Here is a 22,847-nt window from a genome sequence, read left to right as displayed (position 1 = left end):
ATGAATAACTTAATAGATTTAGAAAAAAAGATAAATTCAGAGTTAACTACTAAAATTAATAGTACCAAAATAAAACACAATCAATTGTATATAGAAATTGATAAAGAGGATTTAATTGATGTAACACTTTTTGTAAAAACAAACCAAGAAACAAAATTTAGACAACTTATAGATATCACAGTTGTAGATTACCCAGAGAATACTCAAAGATTTAAAATGGTTTATTTATTTTTAAGCCATGAGTTTAATCAAAGAATTATTATGAGTTACTCGATAAATGAAAACGAGGTAATTCAATCATTAACAAGTATTTTTCCATCTGCTAATTGGATGGAAAGAGAGGTTTTTGATATGTACGGTGTGTCTTTTAAAGATCATCCAGATCTTAGAAGAATATTAACAGATTATGGTTTTGAAGGTCACCCTTTAAGAAAAGATTTTCCTTTAACTGGCCATACGGAGGTTAGGTATAGTGAAGATCAAAAAAAAGTTATTAGTGAACCAGTAAAATTAGAGCAAAATTATAGAAATTTTGATTATGAAAGTCCTTGGGAAGGAACAAAATATATCAAAGATGAAATAGACAATAATGACAAAAAAAATTAAAAACTTAAACTTAAATTTTGGACCACAGCATCCTGCTGCCCATGGTGTTCTTAGATTAATCTTAGAACTAGATGGAGAGGTTGTTGAAAAAGCTGATCCACACATAGGTTTACTTCATCGTGGAACTGAAAAATTAATTGAAAATAAAACTTATATGCAGGCAGTACCTTATTTTGATCGATTAGATTATGTTGCTCCTATGAACCAAGAACACGCCTTTGCTCTTGCTGTAGAAAAGATATTGAATATCGATGTTCCTATTAGAGCTCAATACATAAGAGTAATGTTTTGTGAAATAGGTAGAATTTTAAGTCATATTTTGAATGTAACCACACAGGCATTAGATGTTGGGGCTTTAACTCCTTCATTGTGGGGTTTTGAGGAAAGAGAAACATTGATGACTTTTTATGAAAGAGCGTCTGGATCAAGACTTCATGCAAATTATTTTAGAGCTGGGGGAGTTCATCAAGATTTACCAACTGGACTAGAAGATGACATTGGAAAATTTTGTCAAACATTTCCAAAAATTATTGATGATCTTGAAAGTTTATTAACTGATAACAGAATTTTTAAACAAAGAAATGTAGATATAGGAATTGTATCTAAAGAAGATGCTTTGGATTACTCTTTTTCAGGAGTTATGATAAGAGGATCGGGGATACCTTGGGATTTAAGAAAATCTCAACCATATGATTGTTATGATCAATTAAATTTTAAGATTCCTGTTGGAAAAAATGGAGATTGTTACGATCGATATTTGTGTAGAATTGAAGAGATGAAGGAAAGTGTTTCTATAATAAAACAATGTTTAGCAAAGATGGAAAAAGGACCCATAAAGTCATTAGATGGAAAAATAAGTCCTCCATCTAAAAAAGAAATCAAACAATCTATGGAAGCTTTGATTCATCATTTTAAACTTTTTACAGAAGGTTATAGAGTGCCAAAAGATGAAATTTATACTGCTGTGGAGGCTCCCAAAGGTGAATTTGGTGTATATTTAATTTCAGATGGGTCAAGCAAACCATACAAATGCAAAATTAGAGCGCCAGGTTTTTCACATCTTCAATCAATGGACTATTTAATAAAAGGCCATATGTTAGCTGATGTTCCAGCTGTTTTAGGTTCTTTAGATATTGTTTTTGGAGAGGTGGATAGATGAGTTTAAGAAGGCCAGCTAAAGATCAACCAGAAACTTTTGAGTTTAATTCTTCATCTTTAGAAGCTGCTAAAACTATTGTTTCTAAATATCCAAAAGGTAAACAACAAAGTGCAGTGATGGCTTTACTTTATATTGCTCAAAGGCAAAACAATAACTGGATACCATTAGCTGCAATGAAATGTATAGCTAAATTTTTAGAGATGCCTTACATAAAAGTTTATGAAGTTGCTACTTTTTACACAATGTACAATTTATCTCCTGTTGGAAAGTTTTTTGTGCAAGTTTGCACAACTACACCATGCATGATTAGAGGTGCAAATAAGCTAGTTGAAGCTTGTAAAGAAAAAATCTCTGAGAATGAAACAGAGCTATCAAGTGATAAAAGTTGTTCTTGGATGGAAGTTGAGTGTCTTGGGGCCTGTGTAAATGCTCCTATGATGCAGATCAATGATGATTATTATGAAGATCTTGATAAAGAAAAAACTTTGGAAATATTAGAAAAGATTTTAAATGGTGAAAAACCTAAACCGGGTTCCTATAGAGGTCGTGTAAATAATGAGCCTGAAAATAATAGAAAAACACTTATGGATTTAAAAAATGCTTAAAGACAAAGATAGAATTTTTCAAAACTTATATAATGATATGGGTTCAGATGTTACCTCGTCTCAGAAAAGAGGAGATTGGGTCGACACTAAAGATTTGATTGACAAAGGAAGAGACTGGATAATCAATGAAGTTAAAAGTTCTCAATTAAGAGGAAGAGGTGGAGCAGGATTTCCTACAGGATTAAAATGGTCTTTTGCCCCTAAGGAAGTTGGATCAAGACCACATTATTTAGTAATTAATGGTGACGAGTCTGAACCTGGCACATGTAAGGATAGAGATATATTAAGATTTGAACCTCATAAATTAATAGAAGGTTGCTTGATTGCAGCTTATGCAGTCCAAGCACATGTTTGCTATATTTATATTAGAGGTGAATATTTTGTTGATGGTGAAAAACTTCAAGCAGCAATAGATGAAGCTTATGAAAAAAAATTAATAGGTAGAAATGCAGCTGGTACGGGGTGGGATTTAGATATCTATATTCATTATGGTGCAGGAGCATACATTTGTGGTGAAGAAACAGCCTTGCTTGAAAGTATTGAAGGCAAAAAAGGTCAACCGAGATTAAAACCACCTTTTCCAGCCTTAATAGGTCTATACGGGTGTCCTACAATTATTAATAATGTTGAAACTATAGCTGTTGTGCCAACTATTCTTAGAAGAGGTGGCAAATGGTTTGCGTCACTTGGTAGAGAAAAAAACACAGGTACTAAAATTTTTTGTATTTCAGGTAATGTAAATAACCCTTGTAATGTTGAAGAAGAAATGAACATTCCTCTAAAAGAGCTAATTGAAGTTCATGCAGGTGGCGTTGTTGGTGGCTGGGAAAACTTACAAGCTGTAATACCTGGTGGTTCATCAATGCCACTTATACCCAAAAAAAAATGTGAAACATTGACTATGGATTTTGATTCTTTGATGGCTGAAAAAAGTGGATTAGGTACCGCTGGTATCGTCGTTATTAACAAAGATCAGGACATCATTAAATGTATGGCAAGGATTGCAAGATTTTATAAACACGAAAGTTGTGGACAATGTACACCATGCAGAGAAGGTTCTGGTTGGATGTGGAGAATGCTTGAGCGTATGGCAAAAGGAGAAGCTAGTAGAGATGAAGTTGATATGCTAGGTGATGTTACAAATCAAATTGCAGGTCATACAATTTGTGCATTTGGTGAGGGTTCTTCATGGCCTGTACAAGGACTTTTGAGACATTTTAAAAAAGAAATAGAAGAAAGAAATAATTTAGATCTAATTGTAGAGAAAAAGAACACAATTCCTTACTTAGTGGATCAACACTTATTATATAAAAAAGATGCTTAAACTAAAAGTAAACAATATTGATGTAGAAGTTGAAGAGGGTTTAACAGTTCTTCAGGCATGTGAAATAGCTGGAGTTGAAATTCCAAGATTTTGTTATCATGAGAAACTTTCAATAGCAGGAAATTGTCGAATGTGTTTAGTTGAAATAGAAAAATCTCCTAAACCAGTAGCATCTTGTGCAATGCCTGCAGCAGAAGGAATGAATATAAAGACAAACACAGCCTTTGTTGAAAAAGCAAGAAAAGGTGTAATGGAGTTTTTACTTGCTAACCATCCACTAGACTGTCCAGTTTGCGATCAAGGTGGAGAATGTGATCTTCAAGATCAATCTATGTTTTATGGGGTAGATAAATCAAGATTTAAAGAAAACAAAAGATCAGTCCCTGAAAAAAATATGGGTCCTTTAATTAAAACTCAAATGACAAGATGTATTCACTGTACACGATGTGTAAGGTTTGCAACTGAAATAGCTGGGGTTCCAGAAATTGGTGCAATTGGAAGAGGTGAAGATATGCAAATTACAACGTATCTAGAACAATCGATGCAATCTGAGCTTTCAGCTAATGTAGTAGATTTATGTCCAGTTGGCGCCCTAACTTCAAAACCTTACGTGTTTGAAGCAAGACCTTGGGAACTTAAAAAAACAGAGTCCATAGATGTTATGGATGCAATTGGATCAAATATAAGAGTTGATACTTATGATTGGGAAGTAAAAAGGGTGTTGCCAATTATAAACGAAGATATCAATGAAGAATGGATTTCTGATAAAACAAGATATGCTTGTGACGGCTTATTAAGTCAAAGACTAGACACACCTTTTATAAAATATAATGGCAAGTTTGAAAAAGCTTCTTGGGACGAAGTTTACAAAATTATTAAATCAAAAATTGAAAATACTACAAAAGAAAAAGTTTGTGGCTTTGTAGGTGATTTATCTAACATGGAGACAGGATATATCTTTAAAGAGTTTTTTGATCGTACTCTTGACACACAAAATTATGAATCTAGATCAGATAATCGATTTGTAAATACAAGCAAAAGAGAAAATTATCTGTTTAATTCAACAATAAATGGCATAGAGGAATCTGATTTTATTTTTTTAATTGGAACAAATCCAAGATATGAAGCAACAATATTAAATGCAAGAATTAGAAAATCTTATTTAAACAATAATACTAAAATTATTTCATTAAATGATTTAGGTGACTTAACTTTTCCTTATGAAAGTTTAGATGGGCAAACTCAAACACTGAAAGATATTTTTGATGGAAAACATGATCTATCTAAACAAATTATAAGCGCAAATAAACCAATGGTAATATTAGGTGAATCATTACTTAACTTAAATTCATCAATGTATTTCTTTAATAAAATTAAAGATTTTCTTGTTAAAAATAAAAAAGTTAGTGAGGATTGGAATCCGTTTAATATTTTATCTCGTGACGCAGCAACAGTTGGCAATTATGATCTGGGTTTAGTAAATGAAGAGAACAATCTATTAGAAGATTTACAAAACCACAAATTTGATGTCATTTATTTAGTTGGGCAAGACAATTTAAACTTTGATAAGAAAAATGAATTTATTATTTATCAAGGTAGTCATGGTGATAAAGGTGCTGAAATAGCCGATATTATCTTACCTGGTTCTGCATACACCGAGCAAGATGGATATTTTACAAATTTAGAAGGCAAGCTTCAAAAAGCTTATAAGGCATCATATCCTCCAGGAGATGCAAAAGAAGATTGGCAAATTATTAATGAGCTTGCTGAGTTAATGAATAATAGAAAATTATTTAATGATAAAGATGAATTAGAAAGCAGCATGTTTAATTATCTCAATTTACAAAAAGAAAAACAAAAAAACACAGGTGATAACAATACTGAGTTTGATGAAAATAAATTCACAAATGAAACTCTAAAAATTAATGTAAAAGATTATTATTTTTCAAACGTTATAGCTAGATCTTCAAAAACTATGGTTGAATGCAATAATTCAAAATTAAATTATCAATCTACAGGCACAGAGGGTTAGGATGGAATATTTAAATATTGTTTTTCAAGAAATTTACAAAATACTCTTTTTGTTAGTACCAGTTCTTGTATCTGTTGCTATGATAGTCTGGCTTGATAGAAGAGTTTGGGCTTTTGTTCAAAAAAGACAAGGTCCAAATGTGGTTGGACCATTTGGTTTACTTCAATCGTTAGCAGATGCTCTTAAGTACATATTTAAAGAAATTATTATTCCATCTAGCTCAAATAAAGTAATTTTTATTTTAGCACCAATTGTTACTATGACCCTAGCTTTAGTTGCTTGGGCTGTAATACCATTTAGTGCAACACAAGTTTTAGCAGATATTAATGTGGGTATTTTATATTTATTTGCGGTTTCTTCTTTGGGTGTTTATGGAATTATAATGGGAGGTTGGGCATCAAATTCAAAATATCCTTTTCTTGGAGCTATAAGATCTGCTGCTCAAATGGTTTCTTATGAAGTTTCTATAGGTGTTATAATCATTAACGTTCTATTATGTGTGGGATCATTAAATTTAAATGATATTGTTGAAGCTCAAAAAAATTTATGGTTCGTTATTCCATTATTTCCCATGTTTGTTATTTTTTTTATTTCAGCTCTAGCTGAAACAAATAGACCTCCCTTTGATTTACCGGAAGCAGAAGCAGAATTAGTTGCTGGTTATCAAACAGAATATTCTGGAATGATGTATGCAATGTTTTGGCTAGGTGAATATGCAAATATTTTATTAATGTGTGCTATGGGTGCTATTTTGTTTTTAGGTGGCTGGATGTCCCCAATTGAAATTTATCCATTTACATTGGTGCCTGGAGCGATTTGGCTTATATTAAAAATTTTATTGTTATTTGTTCTATTTGCTTTGGTTAAAGCTATTGTTCCTAGATATAGATATGATCAATTAATGAGACTTGGTTGGAAAGTTTTTTTACCTTTATCTTTAACTTGGGTTGTGCTGACTGCTAGTTATTTATTTTACTTTAACTTACTACCAACAAATTAATTATGAAAATTTCAAGATTTTTTAAAACAATATTTATGACGGACTTTGTTGGAGGTTTAATTATTGCAATTAAAGAACTTTTCAAACCAAAGAAAACTATTAATTACCCATTTGAAAAAGGAAAAATAAGTCCACGTTTTAGAGGAGAGCATGCGTTAAGAAGGTACCCTAATGGTGAGGAAAGATGTATTGCTTGTAAATTATGTGAAGCTGTGTGTCCTGCTCAAGCTATAACAATAGAGTCAGCCGCTAGAGATGATGGAAGCCGAAAAACTACAAGATACGATATTGATATGATGAAATGCATTTATTGTGGTTTATGTGAAGAAGCATGTCCAGTTGATGCGATTGTTCAAGGTCCAAATTTTGAATTTTCTACAGAAACAAGAGAAGAGCTTTATTATACTAAAGATAAACTATTAGATAACGGAGATAGATGGGAGAATGTTTTAGCTGCAAATATCAAAGCTGATAATCCATACAGATAAATCTATGATAGCTCACTCAATTTTCTTTTATACTTTTTCAATTATAGCTGTAATTTCAGCAATTATGGTTACAGTCTCTAAAAATACTGTCCATTCTGTTTTTTTTCTTATCTTAGATTTTATAAGTATCTCATGTCTTTTTATAATGATAGGTGCTGAATTCTTAGGAATGATAATGTTAATTGTTTATGTAGGTGCTGTAGCAGTGTTGTTTTTATTTGTAGTGATGATGTTAAACGTTGCTCAACAAAAAAACCAGTGGTTTGCCTCACAAGAAAGCTCAGGGCACATTCCAGTAGGTTTGATCATTAGTACGATCATATTTTTTGAATTAATAATTGTTATTGGTGGTTGGAAATATAAGCCTGATTTATTTGATATAAATAATTCATTAAATACTTTTAATGTGAGTAATACTCATGCGCTTGGACAGATTTTATACACTGACTATATTCATGTATTTCAATTAAGTGGAATGATTTTATTAGTAGCAATGATTGGTGCTATTGTTTTAACTTTTAGAAAAAGAGAAGGAGTTAAAAAGCAAAGTTACTTAAAACAAATTTCAAGAGAAAGATCTGAAGGTGTTCAGGTTTTAGATGTTGAAACCAATAAAGGAGTGAAAATCGATGACTGAGATTGGTTTAGGACATTATTTAACATTAGGAGCAGTTATATTCTCAATTGGTATTATTGGTATTTTTTTAAACAGAAAAAACATTATCGTTATATTAATGAGCATAGAGTTGATATTGCTTGCTGTTAATATAAATTTAGTGGCGTTTTCAATTTTCTTAGGTGACCTTGCTGGACAAGTGTTTACTTTATTTATTTTAACTGTGGCAGCTGCAGAAGCTGCAATTGGACTTGCAATAATTGTAGTGTACTATCGAAATTCGGGAACAATTCGTGTTGAAGAAATAGATAAGTTGAAAGGATAATTATGGAAATTTCTATTTTATTTCTTCCCCTAATTGCTTCAATCATTTCTGGTTTTTTTGGAAGATATATAGGTGATCGAAACTCTGAAATTATTACAAGTGTTTTCGTTTCAATATCTGCGTTTTTATCAATCTTTGTCTTATATCAAGTTATAGTTAATCAATATGAAGAAAATATTGTTATAGCAACTTGGATAAATTCCGGATCGCTAGATGTTAATTGGTCCATGTTGATTGACCCATTATCAGCAGTAATGTTAGTTGTTGTTACTTCTGTTTCATCTTTAGTTCATATTTATTCAATTGGTTATATGTCACATGATCCACATAAACCAAGATTTATGGCTTATCTTTCATTGTTTACATTTGCAATGTTGATGTTGGTGACTTCAGATAATTTTATTCAATTATTTTTTGGTTGGGAGGGAGTTGGTTTATGTTCATATTTTTTAATTGGTTTTTGGTTTAAAAAAGAAAGTGCAAATGCTGCAGCAATTAAAGCTTTTGTTGTTAATAGAGTGGGAGATTTTGGCTTTGCTCTTGGAATATTTTTAATTTTTTATTTATTTGGAACAGTCAATTACTCAGAAGTTTTTCAACAAATTCCAACTGTTATTGATAAAAATTTATCTTTTTTAGGTTTCGAAATTAAAGCAATAGACTTGATTTGTTTGCTTTTATTTATTGGAGCGATGGGTAAATCAGCACAAATTTTACTTCATACATGGCTACCTGATGCAATGGAGGGTCCAACACCCGTTTCTGCATTAATTCATGCTGCAACAATGGTTACAGCGGGAGTTTTTCTGGTTGTAAGATGTTCACCAATTTATGAATACTCCCCATTAATATTGAACTTGATAACAATTGTTGGAATGACGACTGCTTTTTTTGCAGCCACAGTTGCATTAGTTCAAACCGATATAAAAAAAATTATTGCTTACTCAACTTGTAGTCAACTAGGTTATATGTTTTTTGCAGCCGGGGTGGGAGCTTATAACGTGGCGATGTTTCATTTATTTACTCATGCATTTTTTAAAGCTTTACTATTTTTAGGCTCAGGTTCTGTAATTCATGCATTTAAAGATGAACAAGATATCAACAATATGGGAGGCGTCTGGAAAAAATTGCCTTATACATATGCATTAATGATTATTGGAACACTTGCTCTTACCGGTTTTCCATTTCTATCAGGTTTCTATTCAAAAGATGCCATTATTGAATTTGCATATTTGAAGGGAAATACTACTGGATATTATGCTGCAGGAATTGGAATTTTTACAGCATTTTTAACTTCAATATATTCATGGAGATTAATTTTTAAAACATTCCACGGAAATTATAATAATAAAAAAGTAAATATTGAGGAAACACATGAGTCCCCTTTAATAATGTTGATACCTTTAGTGATATTATCTATTGGAGCTATATTTGCAGGTTTTTTATTCAAAGACTTATTTGTTGGTCATGGTGGAGAAAATCATTTCTGGGCTGAGTCGATTAAATTTTTAGAACCATTAAGCTTAGAGCATCCTCCAACCTGGTTTTTGTTGATGACTCCTTGTTTAGTATTGCTGTCAATTCCAATAGCTTATTATTTATTTGTTAAAAACAAAGAATTACCAAATCAAATAGCAAATATGAATAAGCCCTTATATAAATTTTTAATTAATAAATGGTATTTTGATGAATTATACGAAGTCATTTTTATCAATCCATCAAAAAAATTAGGTTTATTTTTCTGGAAATTTTGTGATGGAAAATTAATTGATGGTTTTGGACCAGACGGCATCTCATCTTTTATAAAAAAATGTTCAATAAAGGCAAACAAATTTCAAAGTGGCTTCATATATCAATATGCTTTTGTAATGCTTTTGGGCTTTTCAGCTTTATTAACCTTTTTGATTGTTAAATAATGAACTTTCCAATTCTTTCATCTTTGATTTTATTACCAACTGTTGGTGCACTTTTTTTATTTTTTACCAAAGATAAAGAAGGTAACAACTCAACTGTTAAATATGTTGCTTTATTTACATCAGTGGTTAATTTTGTAATTTCTATTTATCTATGGGCCTCTTTTGATCAGTCTTCATCTAACTTTCAATTTATAGAAGAAAGAATTTGGATTGAGAATTTTATAAATTATAAAGTTGGTGTAGATGGAATTTCAATCTTATTTATTATCTTAACCACATTTATTACACCTTTATGTATCATATCGGTAAACAGTTCGATCAAAACTAAATTAAGAGATTTTTTAATTGCAATACTGATTATGGAAAGCTTCATGATTGGAGTTTTTTGCGCTCTTGATCTAGTTGTTTTTTATTTATTTTTTGAAGCAGGTTTAATTCCAATGTTTTTAATCATTGGTATTTGGGGTGGTCCAAAAAGAGTATATTCAGCTTTTAAATTCTTTTTATATACACTTCTTGGCTCTGTATTAATGTTAGTTGCTATTATTTCAATTTATTGGATTTCAGGCACTACAGATGTAATTAAACTTTACGAACTTAGTATAGATCCAAAATATCAAAATTTATTATGGCTAGCATTTTTTAGCTCATTTGCTGTAAAAACACCTATGTGGCCTGTGCACACTTGGCTGCCAGATGCACACGTAGAGGCTCCTACCGCTGGATCAGTTTTGTTAGCAGCGATTTTACTAAAAATGGCTGGATATGGATTTATAAGATTTTCATTAGGTCTTTTTCCTGTTGCGTCAGAAATTTTTACACCTTTAATTTACACTTTAAGTGTAATTGCAATAATTCTCACATCTCTAATAGCTTTAATGCAAGAAGACATGAAAAAACTCATTGCATACTCCTCTGTAGCACATATGGGCTTTGTAACTTTAGGAATATTTACTATTCAACAACAAGGTATAGAAGGAAGTATCATTCAAATGATAAGTCATGGCTTAGTATCTGCTGCTTTATTTTTATGTGTTGGAGTTGTTTATGATAGGATGCATTCAAGATTAATCAGCTCGTATGGTGGAATAGTGTCTATCATTCCAAAATACTCAATTTTGTTCATGTTATTTACTCTTGCTGCACTTGGTTTACCTGGAACGAGTGGTTTTGTTGGAGAGTTTTTGATTTTAATGGGGGTGTTTAAAGATAATTTTTTAGTCGCTGTCTTAGCTAGTTTAGGTGTAATTCTTGGGGCTGCTTATATGTTATGGCTATACAAAAGAGTTGTTTTTGGAAAATTAATCAATGAGGATCTTAAATCAATGATAGATCTAAATAAATCTGAGTATTTTATTTTAGCATGTTTAGCTATACCAACATTGTTTTTTGGTTTTTACCCTGACCCATTAATAAACACAATTGAAGTTTCGGTTAGTGATCTAATTAATATGTATAATTCAAATTTAATTAATAAATAAAATGGAAAACTTAAATTTAGTACTACCTGAAATATTTATTTCGCTTTCAATTATGTTTTTATTAGTTTTAGGTGTTTTTAAAAAAGATAGTTCAAAACTTACTTTTAATATCTCATTTATAGTTCTTTTAATAACTGCAATAATTACTCTTAACGAAACCTTTAGTATCGATCGTATAACTTTGTTTAACAATAGTGTTGTCATTGATTACATGTCTTCAGTAATGAAAATTATTACATTACTTGGGGCTTTTTTAGTTTTAGTAATTTCATCTTCATACCTTAAAACATTTAAAATTTATAAGATTGAGTATCCGGTTCTAATATTAAGTTCGGTTTTGGGTATGATGGTAATGATTAGCTCAAATGACTTAATGGTATTTTACATGGGTCTTGAGCTTCAATCTTTAGCTCTTTATGTGTTAGCTACTTTTAATAGAGATCAATTAAAATCATCAGAGGCAGGCTTGAAATATTTTGTTTTAAGCGCCTTATCATCTGGTTTACTTCTATATGGTTGCTCATTAATTTATGGATTTTCAGGCTCAACAAACTTTAATGTAATTTCAAATCAACTAAATTCAAACGAATATGTGTTAACTTTTGGTATTGTATTTATCTTAGTTGGACTTGCATTCAAAATTTCAGCGGTACCTTTTCATATGTGGGCCCCTGATGTTTATGAAGGTTCACCAACATCTGTTACTTTATTCTTTACGATGGTACCTAAAATTGCTGCTTTAACAGTATTTATAAGGTTTTTGTATGTACCTTTTTTAAATTTAATCGATCAATGGCAAATAATTATAATATTTTTATCTATAGCTTCGATGCTTTTTGGTGCAATAGCAGCTATTGGTCAAACAAATATAAAAAGGCTTGTAGCCTACAGTTCAATTGGTCATATAGGATATACATTAGCAGGCTTAGCAACAGGGTCTAACGAAGGTATTCAAAGCTCAATTGTGTACATATCAATTTATGTTGTTATGAACTTAGCTCTATTTTCATGTTTATTGATGCTAAAAAGAAACAATCAATATTACGAAGAAATTGATGATCTTTCAGGCTTATCAAAAAATCACCCTCTATTATCTCTATCTTTACTAGTTATATTATTTTCTTTAGCAGGAATTCCTCCATTAGCTGGTTTTTTTGCAAAATTTTATATTTTTAAAGCTGTTATAGAACAATCAATGTATTTTTTAGCGATTGTAGGTTTGCTATCAACTGTTGTTGCAGCATTTTACTATTTAAGAATTATTAAAATAATATACTTTGATAAAGAGAAAGAAAAATATGATGATGACCATAGTTTATGGTTAAAATTTTCACTTACTCTTTCAACAATATTAATTCTCCTATACTTCATTTTTCCAAATCAACTGATTGATGTAGTATCAAGAATTAATATTATTTAATGAAATTTAAAAAATTTAAATTCAAAAAAGTTAAAAGCACAAATAACACAGCAATTCGAATTATTAAAAACTCAAATTATAAATATGGGATGGTGATATCTGATGCACAAACAATGGGTAGGGGTCAATATGGAAAAAAATGGATTTCACATAAAGGCAATTTATTTGTTAGTTTTTTTTATGAATTAGAGAATATTAACATAACCATATCAAGATTAACAAAAATTAATTGTTTATTAATAAAAAAATTATTAAAAAACTATTATAAAAAAGATATTACATTTAAAAAACCTAACGATTTATTAATTCAAAAAAAAAAGATATGTGGAATATTACAAGAAACAATTTCTATTTTTGATAAAAATTTTTTGATTATAGGCATTGGCATAAATATTAAGAAAAGTCCTAGAATTAAAAATTATCCAACTACTAGCTTGTATGAATTGATCGATAAATCTATTAATAAAAGAGAAATAGAGAACAAACTTAAAGTAATTTTTGAAAAAAATTTATTAAAAATGTATAAAATAAATTAATAATTAAATAATGTATATTCTTGGAGACATAGGTAACACTGAAACTAAAATTTTTTTAGTCTCACTTAATAATAAGATTACAAAGAAATTAACTTTTTCAACCAAAGATATAAATCAAATAAAATTAGAAAAATTATTCATTAATTTTAAGATTGATTATAAAAAAATAAATAAAGTACTATTTTGTAGTGTTGTGCCCAAATCATTTAATATGATTAAGAAATTTTTATCCAAAAAAATAAAAATTAGATGTTTTGAAGTAAAGGATTTAAACTTAAAATCTTTAATAAAAATTAAAGCAAATTATAAACAGGTTGGTTCTGACAGGTTAACAAATGCAATTAGTTTAACAAATAGTCAGAATAACTTTATTATTTTAGATTTTGGAACAGCTACTACTTTTGATGTTTTGATAAAAAATACATATTCTGGTGGTATTATTGCGCCTGGTGTGAAACTTTCTTTAAATACACTGTCAGATCGAGCTACGCTAATCCCTAAAATTGATTTGAAAAAGATAAAAAATGTCATAGGTAATGACACAATCTCAGCAGTCAGATCTGGTTTTTTTTGGGGGTATGCAGGTTTAATTGACAATATCATTTATTTAATTAAGAAAGAGACTGGAAAGTCATTTAAAGTAATAATTACTGGAGGATTTTCTAACTTATTTAAAAAATCAATAAAAACGAAAGTTTATCAAAATAAAGAGATTACAATTAACGGTCTAATTAGGATTTCAAAATTAATTAAATAACATGAAAGACGAATTATTATTTTGTCCACTAGGTGGATCTGGAGAAATAGGCATGAACATGAATTTGTTTGCTTATGGTAAACCAGGAGAGCACAAATGGATTATGGTTGACATAGGTGTTACTTTCGCTGACGACACACTTCCAGGCATTGATTTAATATATCCTGACCCAGGATTTATTGTTGATAAAAAGGAAGATCTTTTGGGAATTGTTTTAACACATGCCCATGAAGATCATATTGGCGCTATAGCTCATCTTTGGCCACAACTTGAATGCAATATATTTGCAACTCCATTCACTGCTGTTTTAATTAAGGAAAAATTCAAAGAAAAACATATTGATATAACCAGATATCTAAAAATAGTACAATTAAATGGAACAATTGATTTAAATCCATTTAAAATTGAATACATAACACTAACTCACTCAATTTTAGAACCAAATGGTTTAAGAATAGAAACACCAGCAGGTGTAATTTTACATACTGGTGATTGGAAAATTGATCCAGAACCTTTGATTGGCGGAAACATTAATTCTAATAGATTGAAAGAAATAGGTAACGAAGGTGTTCTTGCAATGATATGTGACTCAACAAATGTTTTTAGTTTGGGTAAAGCAGGTTCAGAATTAGATGTTAGAAAAAGCATGCTAAACATTATGAGCAGTTTAAAAAAAAGAATTATTATTGCTTCTTTTGCCTCCAATGTTGCTAGACTAGAAACAGCTTTTTATTGTGCGGAAAAAACTGGCAGACAAATATCTCTAGTTGGAAGATCAATGCACAGAATATTTAAAGCAGCCAAACAATGTGGCTATTTAAAAGATGTTATTGAACCAATTGATCCACGAGAGGCGAAAAATATTTCAAGAGAAAAGATAGTTTATCTTTGTACAGGTAGTCAAGGTGAACCCATGGCAGCATTGATGAGAATTGCCAAATACACTCATCCAGATGTATTTATTGAAAAAGATGATACTGTTATATTTTCATCTAAAATTATTCCTGGTAATGAAAAAAAATTATACAATTTACAAAATCAATTAGTTAAAGATGGCATTGAAGTTATATCTGAAGAAAATGAATTTGTTCACGTTTCAGGTCACCCAAATAGAGACGATTTAAGAGAGATGTATGAATGGGTAAAACCACAGTGTGCTATCCCTGTTCATGGTGAACACAGGCATATGATTGAACACATGAAATTTGCAAAAGAAATGAATGTACCAAACCCTGTTCAAGTTGAAAATGGTGATATTGTTAAGCTTTATCCAGGAAAACCTGCTGTATATGATAAAGCTCCTAGCGGTAGACTTTATGTTGATGGAAACATAAGTGTAGTGGAGGACGCACAATCAATCAAAGATAGAAAAAATTTAAGTGCAAATGGATATATTGAAGCCACCATATTAATTACTCCAAAAGGTAATATTCATAAAAGACCAGTTTTAACTTTTAGAGGCATTCCAGTTGATGATACTGAGGAATTCATTTATGGCTTAGAAGATGAGATCGAAAAAATTACCAGAACCTTTAGACTAGGAAGCAAACAACAAGAACATAATTTAATTGACGCTCTTAAAATTGCTTGTAGAAAATTTTCAAAAGAAAAAACTGGAAAAAAACCTTTTACAAATATTAATCTAGTAAGAATTTAATGAGTATTACAGGATTAGCTATAATCTACATAATTATATGGTGGATTGTATTTTTTGCTATATTACCAATTGATGTAAATAGATCAAAATCTGTTAAAATTGAGGGTGAAGACCCTGGATCTCCAGAAAATCCTAAAATGCTGAAAAAATTCCTATATTGTACTGGAATTACAACTATTATTTTTATTATAATTTATTTATTAATTAAATTTGAATATTTAAATTTAAGAAATATTATTAATTAAGATGCTTTTATCAAAATCTTTTATTCCAATATTAAAAAATAATCCTTCTGAAGCCAAAATAAAATCTCATCAATTAATGTTGAGAGTAGGAATGATTAAACAAGCTTCAGCTGGTATTTACTCTTGGCTTCCACTTGGGTTTAAGGTGATGAAGAAAATAGAAGCCATTGTAAGGCAGGAACAAAATAAGATTGGTGCGCAAGAAATTTTAATGCCAACAATTCAATCGAGCGAAATTTGGAAAGAAAGTGGAAGATATGATGATTATGGAGAAGAAATGCTCAGAATTACAGATCGTCAGAATAGAGAAATGCTTTACGGACCAACTAACGAAGAGCAAGTAACTGAGATTTTTAGATCTTCACTTAAATCATATAAATCATTACCTCAGCTTCTGTATCACATACAATGGAAATTTAGAGATGAGATAAGGCCTCGATTTGGAATTATGAGAGGTAGGGAATTTTATATGAAAGATGCATATTCATTTGATGTTACAGATGAAGATGCATTTTACTCTTATAATAAATTTTTCTTATCTTATTTGAGAACTTTTAAAAAATTATCATTAACAGCTATACCTATGGCTGCTGACACTGGTCCTATAGGAGGAAATTTATCACATGAGTTTATAATTTTAGCTGACACAGGTGAAAGTAAAATTTTTACTGATAAAAGAGTTTTTGACTTAACTAGCGAAGGTACTAATTTAGAAAAATCTTCCTTGGAACAAATGCGTAAAAAATATGAACAGTTTTATTCAGTTACGGATGAGAAATTCAATAAAGAAGAATTTGAAAAGATTGTTTCAGAAGAAAATAGATTGATAACAAAAGGGATAGAGGTAGGCCATATATTTTATTTTGGTGACAAATATTCAAAAGCAATGAGTGCAGCTGTTGACCTTCCTGGTGGTAAAAAAGATTTTGTTAAGATGGGCTCTTATGGAATTGGTGTATCAAGGCTGGTAGGGGCTATTATAGAGGCTAAATACGATGATAAAAATGAAATCATGAAATGGCCATTGTCTGTTGCACCTTATGACATTGCGCTTATTCCTATGATAAATAAAAATGATAACACTGCTCTTGAAAAAGCTAATAATATAAATTCTGAACTAATAAAAAATAATATTGACGCAATTATTGACGATACTGATGAAAATTATTCATCAAAAATTAAAAAAATGAATTTAATTGGTGCTCCATATCAAATTGTTATTGGAAAAAAATCTGAGGGCGATCTTCTGGAATTTAAAGAAACTGGTGGTGAAACTCAAAATTTAAATTTAGAAAAAATAATTGAAATTATAACAAAACAAAAAGTTTCAAATTGATTTCTACGTTAGAAAAAGAAATTACTTTTAGATTTTTAAAAGCTAGAAAAAAAGATGGCTTTTTAAATGTTATATCTATTTTTTCCTTCATAGGAATTAGTCTTGGTGTTGCGGTCCTTATAATTGTTATGTCTGTTATGAATGGATTTAGGACAGAGTTAATAAATAAAATAGTAGGATTTAATTCACATATAACAGTAAAATCTTATGATAATAATGGAATTGATCATAACAAATTAAATAATAATAATTTAAAATTTATCACTAAAAATCTAATTTTCAGTAACTCAGGTGAAGCCATTATCTTAAAAAATAATACCTCAAAAGGAATAGTTTTAAGAGGTTATCAATCTAAAGAATTTTCTAATTTAACGATAATTAAAAATGAAAAATTTAAAGGTGATAAATCTAGATTAAATAAAGCCTCTATATCTATAGGACATGAATTAAGTTTTAGTTTGGATCTTAAAATAGGAGATAAAATAACTCTTATGTCGCCATCAGGAGTTGAAACCATCATTGGAAGTATGCCCAAACAAAAAACTTTTGAAATAACTTCAATTTTTAATAGTGGATTAGCAGATTTTGATAACAATATAGCTATTATTAATTTAGATACTTTAGATGATTTTTTTGGGTTTGAAAAAAAAGATAGAAACTTAGAAATTTATTTAAAAGATCCCAAAAATATAGAGTCACAAAAACAAATAGTTCAAAAAATTTTTGATCAAGAATTTATTTACACATGGGCAGATATGAATAGCTCTTTATTCTCAGCATTAAAGGTAGAAAGAAATGTAATGTTTATAATATTGTCTTTAATAATTATTGTTGCTGCATTCAATATTATCTCTGGATTAACAATTTTAGTTAAGAATAAAACAAGAGATATTGCAATTTTAAAATCAATTGGTGTCTTAAATAAATCAATTGTTAAAATATTTTTTTTAATTGGTTTAATAATTGGTACCTCAGCAACAATTTTTGGAATTTTTTTAGGTGTAACATTCTCGTTATATATAGAAAATTTTAGACAATTTTTAAGTTCAACTTTTAATATCAGTCTATTTCCTGAGGAAATATATTTTTTAAGTACTATGCCATCAGAAATTAATCCCTCATCAATCCTATTGATAGCAATTTGCTCAATATTGATAACAATTATTGTTTCGATATTTCCAGCATTTAAAGCTGCTAATTTAGATCCAATTCAAGCTTTAAAATATGAATAATTTTTTAAAATTAAATAATATTTCTAAATATTTTAATACTAAAAAGAAAATAAAAGTTTTAAATAATCTGTCATACAATTTTGATAGAGGGAAAATGTATGCATTAATGGGTCCATCTGGATCAGGAAAATCAACATTACTTAATTTGATATCTTTAATAGATAGACCTACCCTTGGATCTATTAAGTTTAATGACGACTTAGTTAATTTCACAAATAATAAAAAAAATGATATTTTTAGAGCCAAAAATATTGGCATTGTTTATCAACAAAATAATTTGCTTCCTGATTTTACAGCAATAGAAAATGTTTACTTAGCCAACTTATCTATAAATAATGATAAAAACTCTGCCTTGATAAAAGCAAAAGATTTGTTGAGAAAAATAGGTTTATCAAACAGGTTACATCATTTTCCATCTCAACTATCTGGTGGAGAGTGTCAACGTGTAGCTATTGTAAGAGCAATTATTAATGATCCTGAAATAATTCTTGCAGATGAACCTACTGGAAGTTTAGATTTAAATACCGCAAAAGAAATATTCCAACTTTTAAAAAACCAAAAAAAACCCAATAGACTTATTATATTTGCAACTCATAATAGATTTTTTGCTAATAAAGCAGATTGCCTTTTGGAGATTGTAGATGGTAGTGTAAAAACTATTAATGCCTGAGTCTTCTAGTCAAAATTTTAACCATTTAAAAATGCATTCGCAATATTCAATCTGTGAGGGTGCTGTAAAAATAGATGATTTAAAAGATTTCTCAAAATTAAATAAAATTAAATCGTTAGCTCTTTGTGATACATCAAATTTATGTGGAGCATTAGAATTTGCTGAAAAAATTTCAAAAGTTGGAACACAACCAATAATTGGCACTCAAATTAATTTTAAATATGGTGACAATGTTGGTTTATTACCATTATTTGCCCTAAATGAAGAGGGTTATAAAAGAATAATCAAGCTATCTTCAAACTCATTCCTTGAAAATGATGAGCTATCTGATCCGCATGTTGATTTTAACGAATTATTAGATGACAACATTGGTGTTGCTATTTTTTCAGGTACTGTTTTTGGATTATTTGGCGAACTATTTAATAAAGGAAAATTCAGTGAAATCATTGAATTATATAAAAAATTAAAATTAAACTTTGGTGATCGTTTTTATATAGAGATACAAAGACATAATGATCAGAATGAACTAGGTTTTGAAAAATTTAACTTAACTAAATCTTTAGAATTAGAAATCCCAATAATCGCAACAAATGAAGTTTTTTATTTAGATAAAGATATGCATGAAGCACATGATGCATTGATATGTATTGGAAACAAAACTTATGTTAATGAAAAATCAAGAATAAAATTAAGTAATCAACACTATTTTAAAAACAATTCTGAAATGACAGAATTATTTGCTGATTTACCAGAAGCATTAGAAAATAACTATAATTTTCCACTAAGATGTAATTTTAGGCCTTTATTTTCAAATCCAATTTTACCAAATATTAGTTCTGATAAAGGAGGAAATGCAGATGATGTTTTAAAGAAAGACTCTTTACATGGACTAAGAGTAAAATTTGATAAAACTTTTAGAATTAAAGCTAATGACCTTGAGACTAATAAAAAATACTTAGATTATAAAGATAGATTAGAACATGAGTTGTCAATTATAATTGAAATGAAATATTCTAGTTATTTTCTTATTGTATCAGATTATATTAAATGGGCTAAAAATAATGATATTCCTGTAGGACCAGGCAGAGGTTCAGGTGCTGGGTCATTGGTAGCTTGGTGTCTTTCTATTACAGATGTTGATCCTATCAAATTTAATTTAATTTTTGAAAGATTTTTAAATCCTGATCGTATTTCTATGCCTGACTTTGACATAGATTTTTGTGAGGAAAAAAGAGATTTAGTTTTTGAATATTTAACAAAAAAATATCAAGATAGTGTTGCTCACATTATTACTTTTGGTAAGTTAAAAGCAAGAATGGTAATTAGAGACGTAGGTAGAGTTTTAGGTTTGCCTTACGGTTTTGTTGATAGTATATCGAAAATGATACCTTTCGATCCATCTAGACCTCAAAGTTTATCACAGTGTATTGCTGGTGAACCAAGGTTGCAAAAACTTGTAAATGAAGACCCTAGGGTAAAAAAATTAACAGATCTTTCATTAAAACTTGAGGGATTAAACCGTAATGTTGCAACACATGCCGCTGGTGTTGTTATTGCAGATAAAAAACTTACAGATATAGTTCCATTATATAAAGATGTTTCAGCTAATTTATTATTACCGTCTACGCAATTCGACATGTATTCTGCTGAAAATGCTGGTTTAGTAAAATTTGATTTTTTAGGATTAAAAACATTAACAGTTATTAATAACACTCAAAAATTAGTAAAAAAAATTGATAAAGATTTCGACATAGAAAATATTAGTTACGAGGATCAAAAAGTTTTTGATCTATTGTCTAGCGGTAATACTGTTGGTTTATTTCAAGTTGAGAGTGCTGGAATGAGAGAGGCTTTAATTCAAATGAAACCCAATCATATAGAGGATATTATTGCCCTAGTTGCTCTTTATAGGCCTGGTCCTATGAGCAATATTCCTACTTATAATGATTGTAAGCATGGAAGACAAACCCCAGATTACTTACATCCTTTATTAGAGGATATTTTAAAACCAACTTATGGTGTAATTATATACCAAGAACAAGTAATGCAAATTGCCCAAACATTATCTGGATTTACAGCAGGTCAAGCCGATCTTCTTAGAAGAGCAATGGGAAAAAAGAAAAGATCAGAATTAGAAAAACAAAAACAAGGTTTTATTGCTGGTGCATTGAAAAATGGAATAGCAAAAGATGTTGCGGCAGGAATTTTTTTGAAGATAGAACCTTTTGCTGAGTATGGTTTTAATAAAAGTCATGCTGCTGCTTATGCAATTATTTCTTATCAAACAGCTTTCTTAAAAACTTATTATCCTAAAGAGTTCATTGCTGCATCAATGACAATGGATATTTCTAATCAAAATAAATTAAGTGAATTTTATGAAGAATTAAAAAGATTAAATATTGAAATTACAAGACCTGATATTAATGAATGTTTTGCAGATTTTAAAACAATTGATGATAAATTTTATTACGCTTTAGGAGGTATCAAAGCTGTAGGATTTGAAGCTATATCAAATGTTGTTAAGGAAAGAACTGAAAATGGTAAATTTCAATCTATAAATGACTTTTTAAACAGAGTTAACCCAAAAGATATGAATAAATTACAGTTAGAGGGTTTAGTTAAAGCTGGTGCTTTCGATAATATTAATAACAACCGACAATCGCTTTTTGACTCTATTCCAAATTTTATTCTAAAGACCAAAAATATATTTGAAAATAAATCAGCAAATCAAATAGATTTATTTTCTGAGGATGAAACATCACAAAATAATATTATTAACGAAATAGACGATTGGAAGTTTGAAGAAAGATTATCTAAAGAATTTGAGGCAGTAGGTTTTTTTATTTCAGATCATCCTTTAAATCAATTTACAGAAATTTTTGATGATTATAAGATTATCGATTATTCAAATTTTAATTCTAGCGATGAAATTAAAGATGCAAATATTGCTGCCACTTTATTAAAAGTTCAAGAAAGAAAAACTGCCAAAGGTAATTCCTATGCTGTTTTAAAATTAACTGATTTAACCAGTGTTTTTGAAATATTTATTTTTTCTGATATTTTAGAATTAAATCGTGAAATTTTAAAAGAAGGTAATTCTTTACTACTAACTTTAATTAAAAGCATATCAAATGATGAAAATAGATTTAAAAGAATTAATGTCCAAAAAATAGGATCCATGATGGATCTGTTTAATAGTCCAATTAACGAAGTGTCATTAGAAGTTAATTCTGAAGAAAATCTTAAGACAATTTCAACAATTCTGACAGAAGACGGTAAAACAGAGGTAAATATTAATATGTGTGTTGATGACAAAATCTTGAAATTTAAACTTAAAAACACTAGGAATCTTGATCGAAAATCCTTAAATCTTTTGAGAAAAAGGGAAATATCTAGCTCTATAAGCTAAATAAAACTTGTTAATTTCATCAATTATTAGTAA

The 22,847-nt window shown here is 29.3% G+C and carries 20 protein-coding genes; all 20 read left to right on the top strand.

The features are described from left to right. From ACIJYG_RS03845 to dnaE, 20 genes are read left to right on the top strand one after another with little or no spacing between them, the layout of a single operon-like run. Complete coding sequence (locus ACIJYG_RS03845) at positions 1–606, top strand: NADH-quinone oxidoreductase subunit C (RefSeq protein WP_435095305.1); 606 nt, start codon at positions 1–3, stop codon at positions 604–606. Beyond that, the gene (locus ACIJYG_RS03840; protein ID WP_435095302.1) at positions 590–1,765 is read left to right on the top strand and encodes an NADH-quinone oxidoreductase subunit D; all 1,176 of its coding nucleotides are present in this window, start codon (positions 590–592) and stop codon (positions 1,763–1,765) included. Before ACIJYG_RS03845 ends, ACIJYG_RS03840 begins: the two co-directional genes overlap by 17 nt. After that, positions 1,762–2,370 carry an NADH-quinone oxidoreductase subunit NuoE gene (gene nuoE, locus ACIJYG_RS03835; protein WP_435095299.1) on the top strand — a complete coding sequence of 203 codons (609 nt, stop codon included), beginning with the start codon at positions 1,762–1,764 and terminating at the stop codon, positions 2,368–2,370. Before ACIJYG_RS03840 ends, nuoE begins: the two co-directional genes overlap by 4 nt. Next, positions 2,363–3,694 carry an NADH-quinone oxidoreductase subunit NuoF gene (nuoF, locus tag ACIJYG_RS03830; RefSeq protein ID WP_435095296.1) on the top strand — a complete coding sequence of 444 codons (1,332 nt, stop codon included), beginning with the start codon at positions 2,363–2,365 and terminating at the stop codon, positions 3,692–3,694. The genes nuoE and nuoF overlap by 8 nt, the downstream gene beginning before the upstream one ends. Further along, the gene (nuoG, locus tag ACIJYG_RS03825) at positions 3,687–5,726 is read left to right on the top strand and encodes an NADH-quinone oxidoreductase subunit NuoG (protein WP_435095293.1); all 2,040 of its coding nucleotides are present in this window, start codon (positions 3,687–3,689) and stop codon (positions 5,724–5,726) included. The genes nuoF and nuoG overlap by 8 nt, the downstream gene beginning before the upstream one ends. Position 5,727: 1 nt before the next feature. Beyond that, the gene (nuoH, locus tag ACIJYG_RS03820) at positions 5,728–6,726 is read left to right on the top strand and encodes an NADH-quinone oxidoreductase subunit NuoH (protein ID WP_435087334.1); all 999 of its coding nucleotides are present in this window, start codon (positions 5,728–5,730) and stop codon (positions 6,724–6,726) included. Between the two features lie 2 nt (positions 6,727–6,728). Continuing rightward, positions 6,729–7,214, top strand: coding sequence for an NADH-quinone oxidoreductase subunit NuoI (gene nuoI, locus ACIJYG_RS03815; RefSeq protein ID WP_435087333.1), 486 nt, complete (start codon positions 6,729–6,731; stop codon positions 7,212–7,214). 4 nt (positions 7,215–7,218) lie between these two features. Further along, positions 7,219–7,851 carry an NADH-quinone oxidoreductase subunit J gene (locus ACIJYG_RS03810; protein WP_435087331.1) on the top strand — a complete coding sequence of 211 codons (633 nt, stop codon included), beginning with the start codon at positions 7,219–7,221 and terminating at the stop codon, positions 7,849–7,851. Further along, positions 7,844–8,155, top strand: coding sequence for an NADH-quinone oxidoreductase subunit NuoK (gene nuoK / locus ACIJYG_RS03805; protein ID WP_271491689.1), 312 nt, complete (start codon positions 7,844–7,846; stop codon positions 8,153–8,155). The genes ACIJYG_RS03810 and nuoK overlap by 8 nt, the downstream gene beginning before the upstream one ends. Positions 8,156–8,157: 2 nt before the next feature. Next, on the top strand, positions 8,158–10,071 hold the full coding sequence (nuoL, locus tag ACIJYG_RS03800; RefSeq protein WP_435087329.1) for an NADH-quinone oxidoreductase subunit L: 1,914 nt from the start codon (positions 8,158–8,160) through the stop codon (positions 10,069–10,071). Continuing rightward, entirely contained in the window at positions 10,071–11,552 is a 1,482-nt protein-coding gene (locus ACIJYG_RS03795) for an NADH-quinone oxidoreductase subunit M (RefSeq protein ID WP_435095290.1), read from the top strand. The genes nuoL and ACIJYG_RS03795 overlap by 1 nt, the downstream gene beginning before the upstream one ends. Before the next feature lies 1 nt (position 11,553). Next, a complete protein-coding gene (gene nuoN, locus ACIJYG_RS03790) occupies positions 11,554–12,972 on the top strand; it encodes an NADH-quinone oxidoreductase subunit NuoN (protein ID WP_435095287.1) in 1,419 nt (472 codons plus the stop codon). Next, on the top strand, positions 12,972–13,508 hold the full coding sequence (locus ACIJYG_RS03785) for a biotin--[acetyl-CoA-carboxylase] ligase (RefSeq protein ID WP_435087324.1): 537 nt from the start codon (positions 12,972–12,974) through the stop codon (positions 13,506–13,508). Before nuoN ends, ACIJYG_RS03785 begins: the two co-directional genes overlap by 1 nt. A 10-nt stretch (positions 13,509–13,518) precedes the next feature. Then, positions 13,519–14,265, top strand: coding sequence for a type III pantothenate kinase (locus tag ACIJYG_RS03780; RefSeq protein ID WP_435095284.1), 747 nt, complete (start codon positions 13,519–13,521; stop codon positions 14,263–14,265). A gap of 1 nt (position 14,266) precedes the next feature. Further along, positions 14,267–15,922 carry a ribonuclease J gene (locus ACIJYG_RS03775; protein WP_435095281.1) on the top strand — a complete coding sequence of 552 codons (1,656 nt, stop codon included), beginning with the start codon at positions 14,267–14,269 and terminating at the stop codon, positions 15,920–15,922. Beyond that, on the top strand, positions 15,922–16,167 hold the full coding sequence (locus tag ACIJYG_RS03770) for a DUF1467 family protein (protein WP_435087319.1): 246 nt from the start codon (positions 15,922–15,924) through the stop codon (positions 16,165–16,167). The genes ACIJYG_RS03775 and ACIJYG_RS03770 overlap by 1 nt, the downstream gene beginning before the upstream one ends. Position 16,168: 1 nt before the next feature. Then, the gene (gene proS / locus ACIJYG_RS03765; protein ID WP_435095279.1) at positions 16,169–17,503 is read left to right on the top strand and encodes a proline--tRNA ligase; all 1,335 of its coding nucleotides are present in this window, start codon (positions 16,169–16,171) and stop codon (positions 17,501–17,503) included. Next, positions 17,500–18,735 carry a lipoprotein-releasing ABC transporter permease subunit gene (locus tag ACIJYG_RS03760; RefSeq protein ID WP_435095276.1) on the top strand — a complete coding sequence of 412 codons (1,236 nt, stop codon included), beginning with the start codon at positions 17,500–17,502 and terminating at the stop codon, positions 18,733–18,735. Before proS ends, ACIJYG_RS03760 begins: the two co-directional genes overlap by 4 nt. Then, the gene (locus ACIJYG_RS03755) at positions 18,728–19,405 is read left to right on the top strand and encodes an ABC transporter ATP-binding protein (RefSeq protein ID WP_435095273.1); all 678 of its coding nucleotides are present in this window, start codon (positions 18,728–18,730) and stop codon (positions 19,403–19,405) included. Before ACIJYG_RS03760 ends, ACIJYG_RS03755 begins: the two co-directional genes overlap by 8 nt. Further along, positions 19,398–22,814 carry a DNA polymerase III subunit alpha gene (dnaE, locus tag ACIJYG_RS03750; RefSeq protein WP_435095270.1) on the top strand — a complete coding sequence of 1,139 codons (3,417 nt, stop codon included), beginning with the start codon at positions 19,398–19,400 and terminating at the stop codon, positions 22,812–22,814. Before ACIJYG_RS03755 ends, dnaE begins: the two co-directional genes overlap by 8 nt. Positions 22,815–22,847: the final 33 nt, after the last annotated feature.

It is taken from the genome of Candidatus Pelagibacter bacterium nBUS_27, assembly GCF_051200985.1.
Classification (GTDB): Bacteria; Pseudomonadota; Alphaproteobacteria; order Pelagibacterales; family Pelagibacteraceae; genus Pelagibacter.
This window is presented reverse-complemented; position numbering and strand designations above follow the sequence as displayed.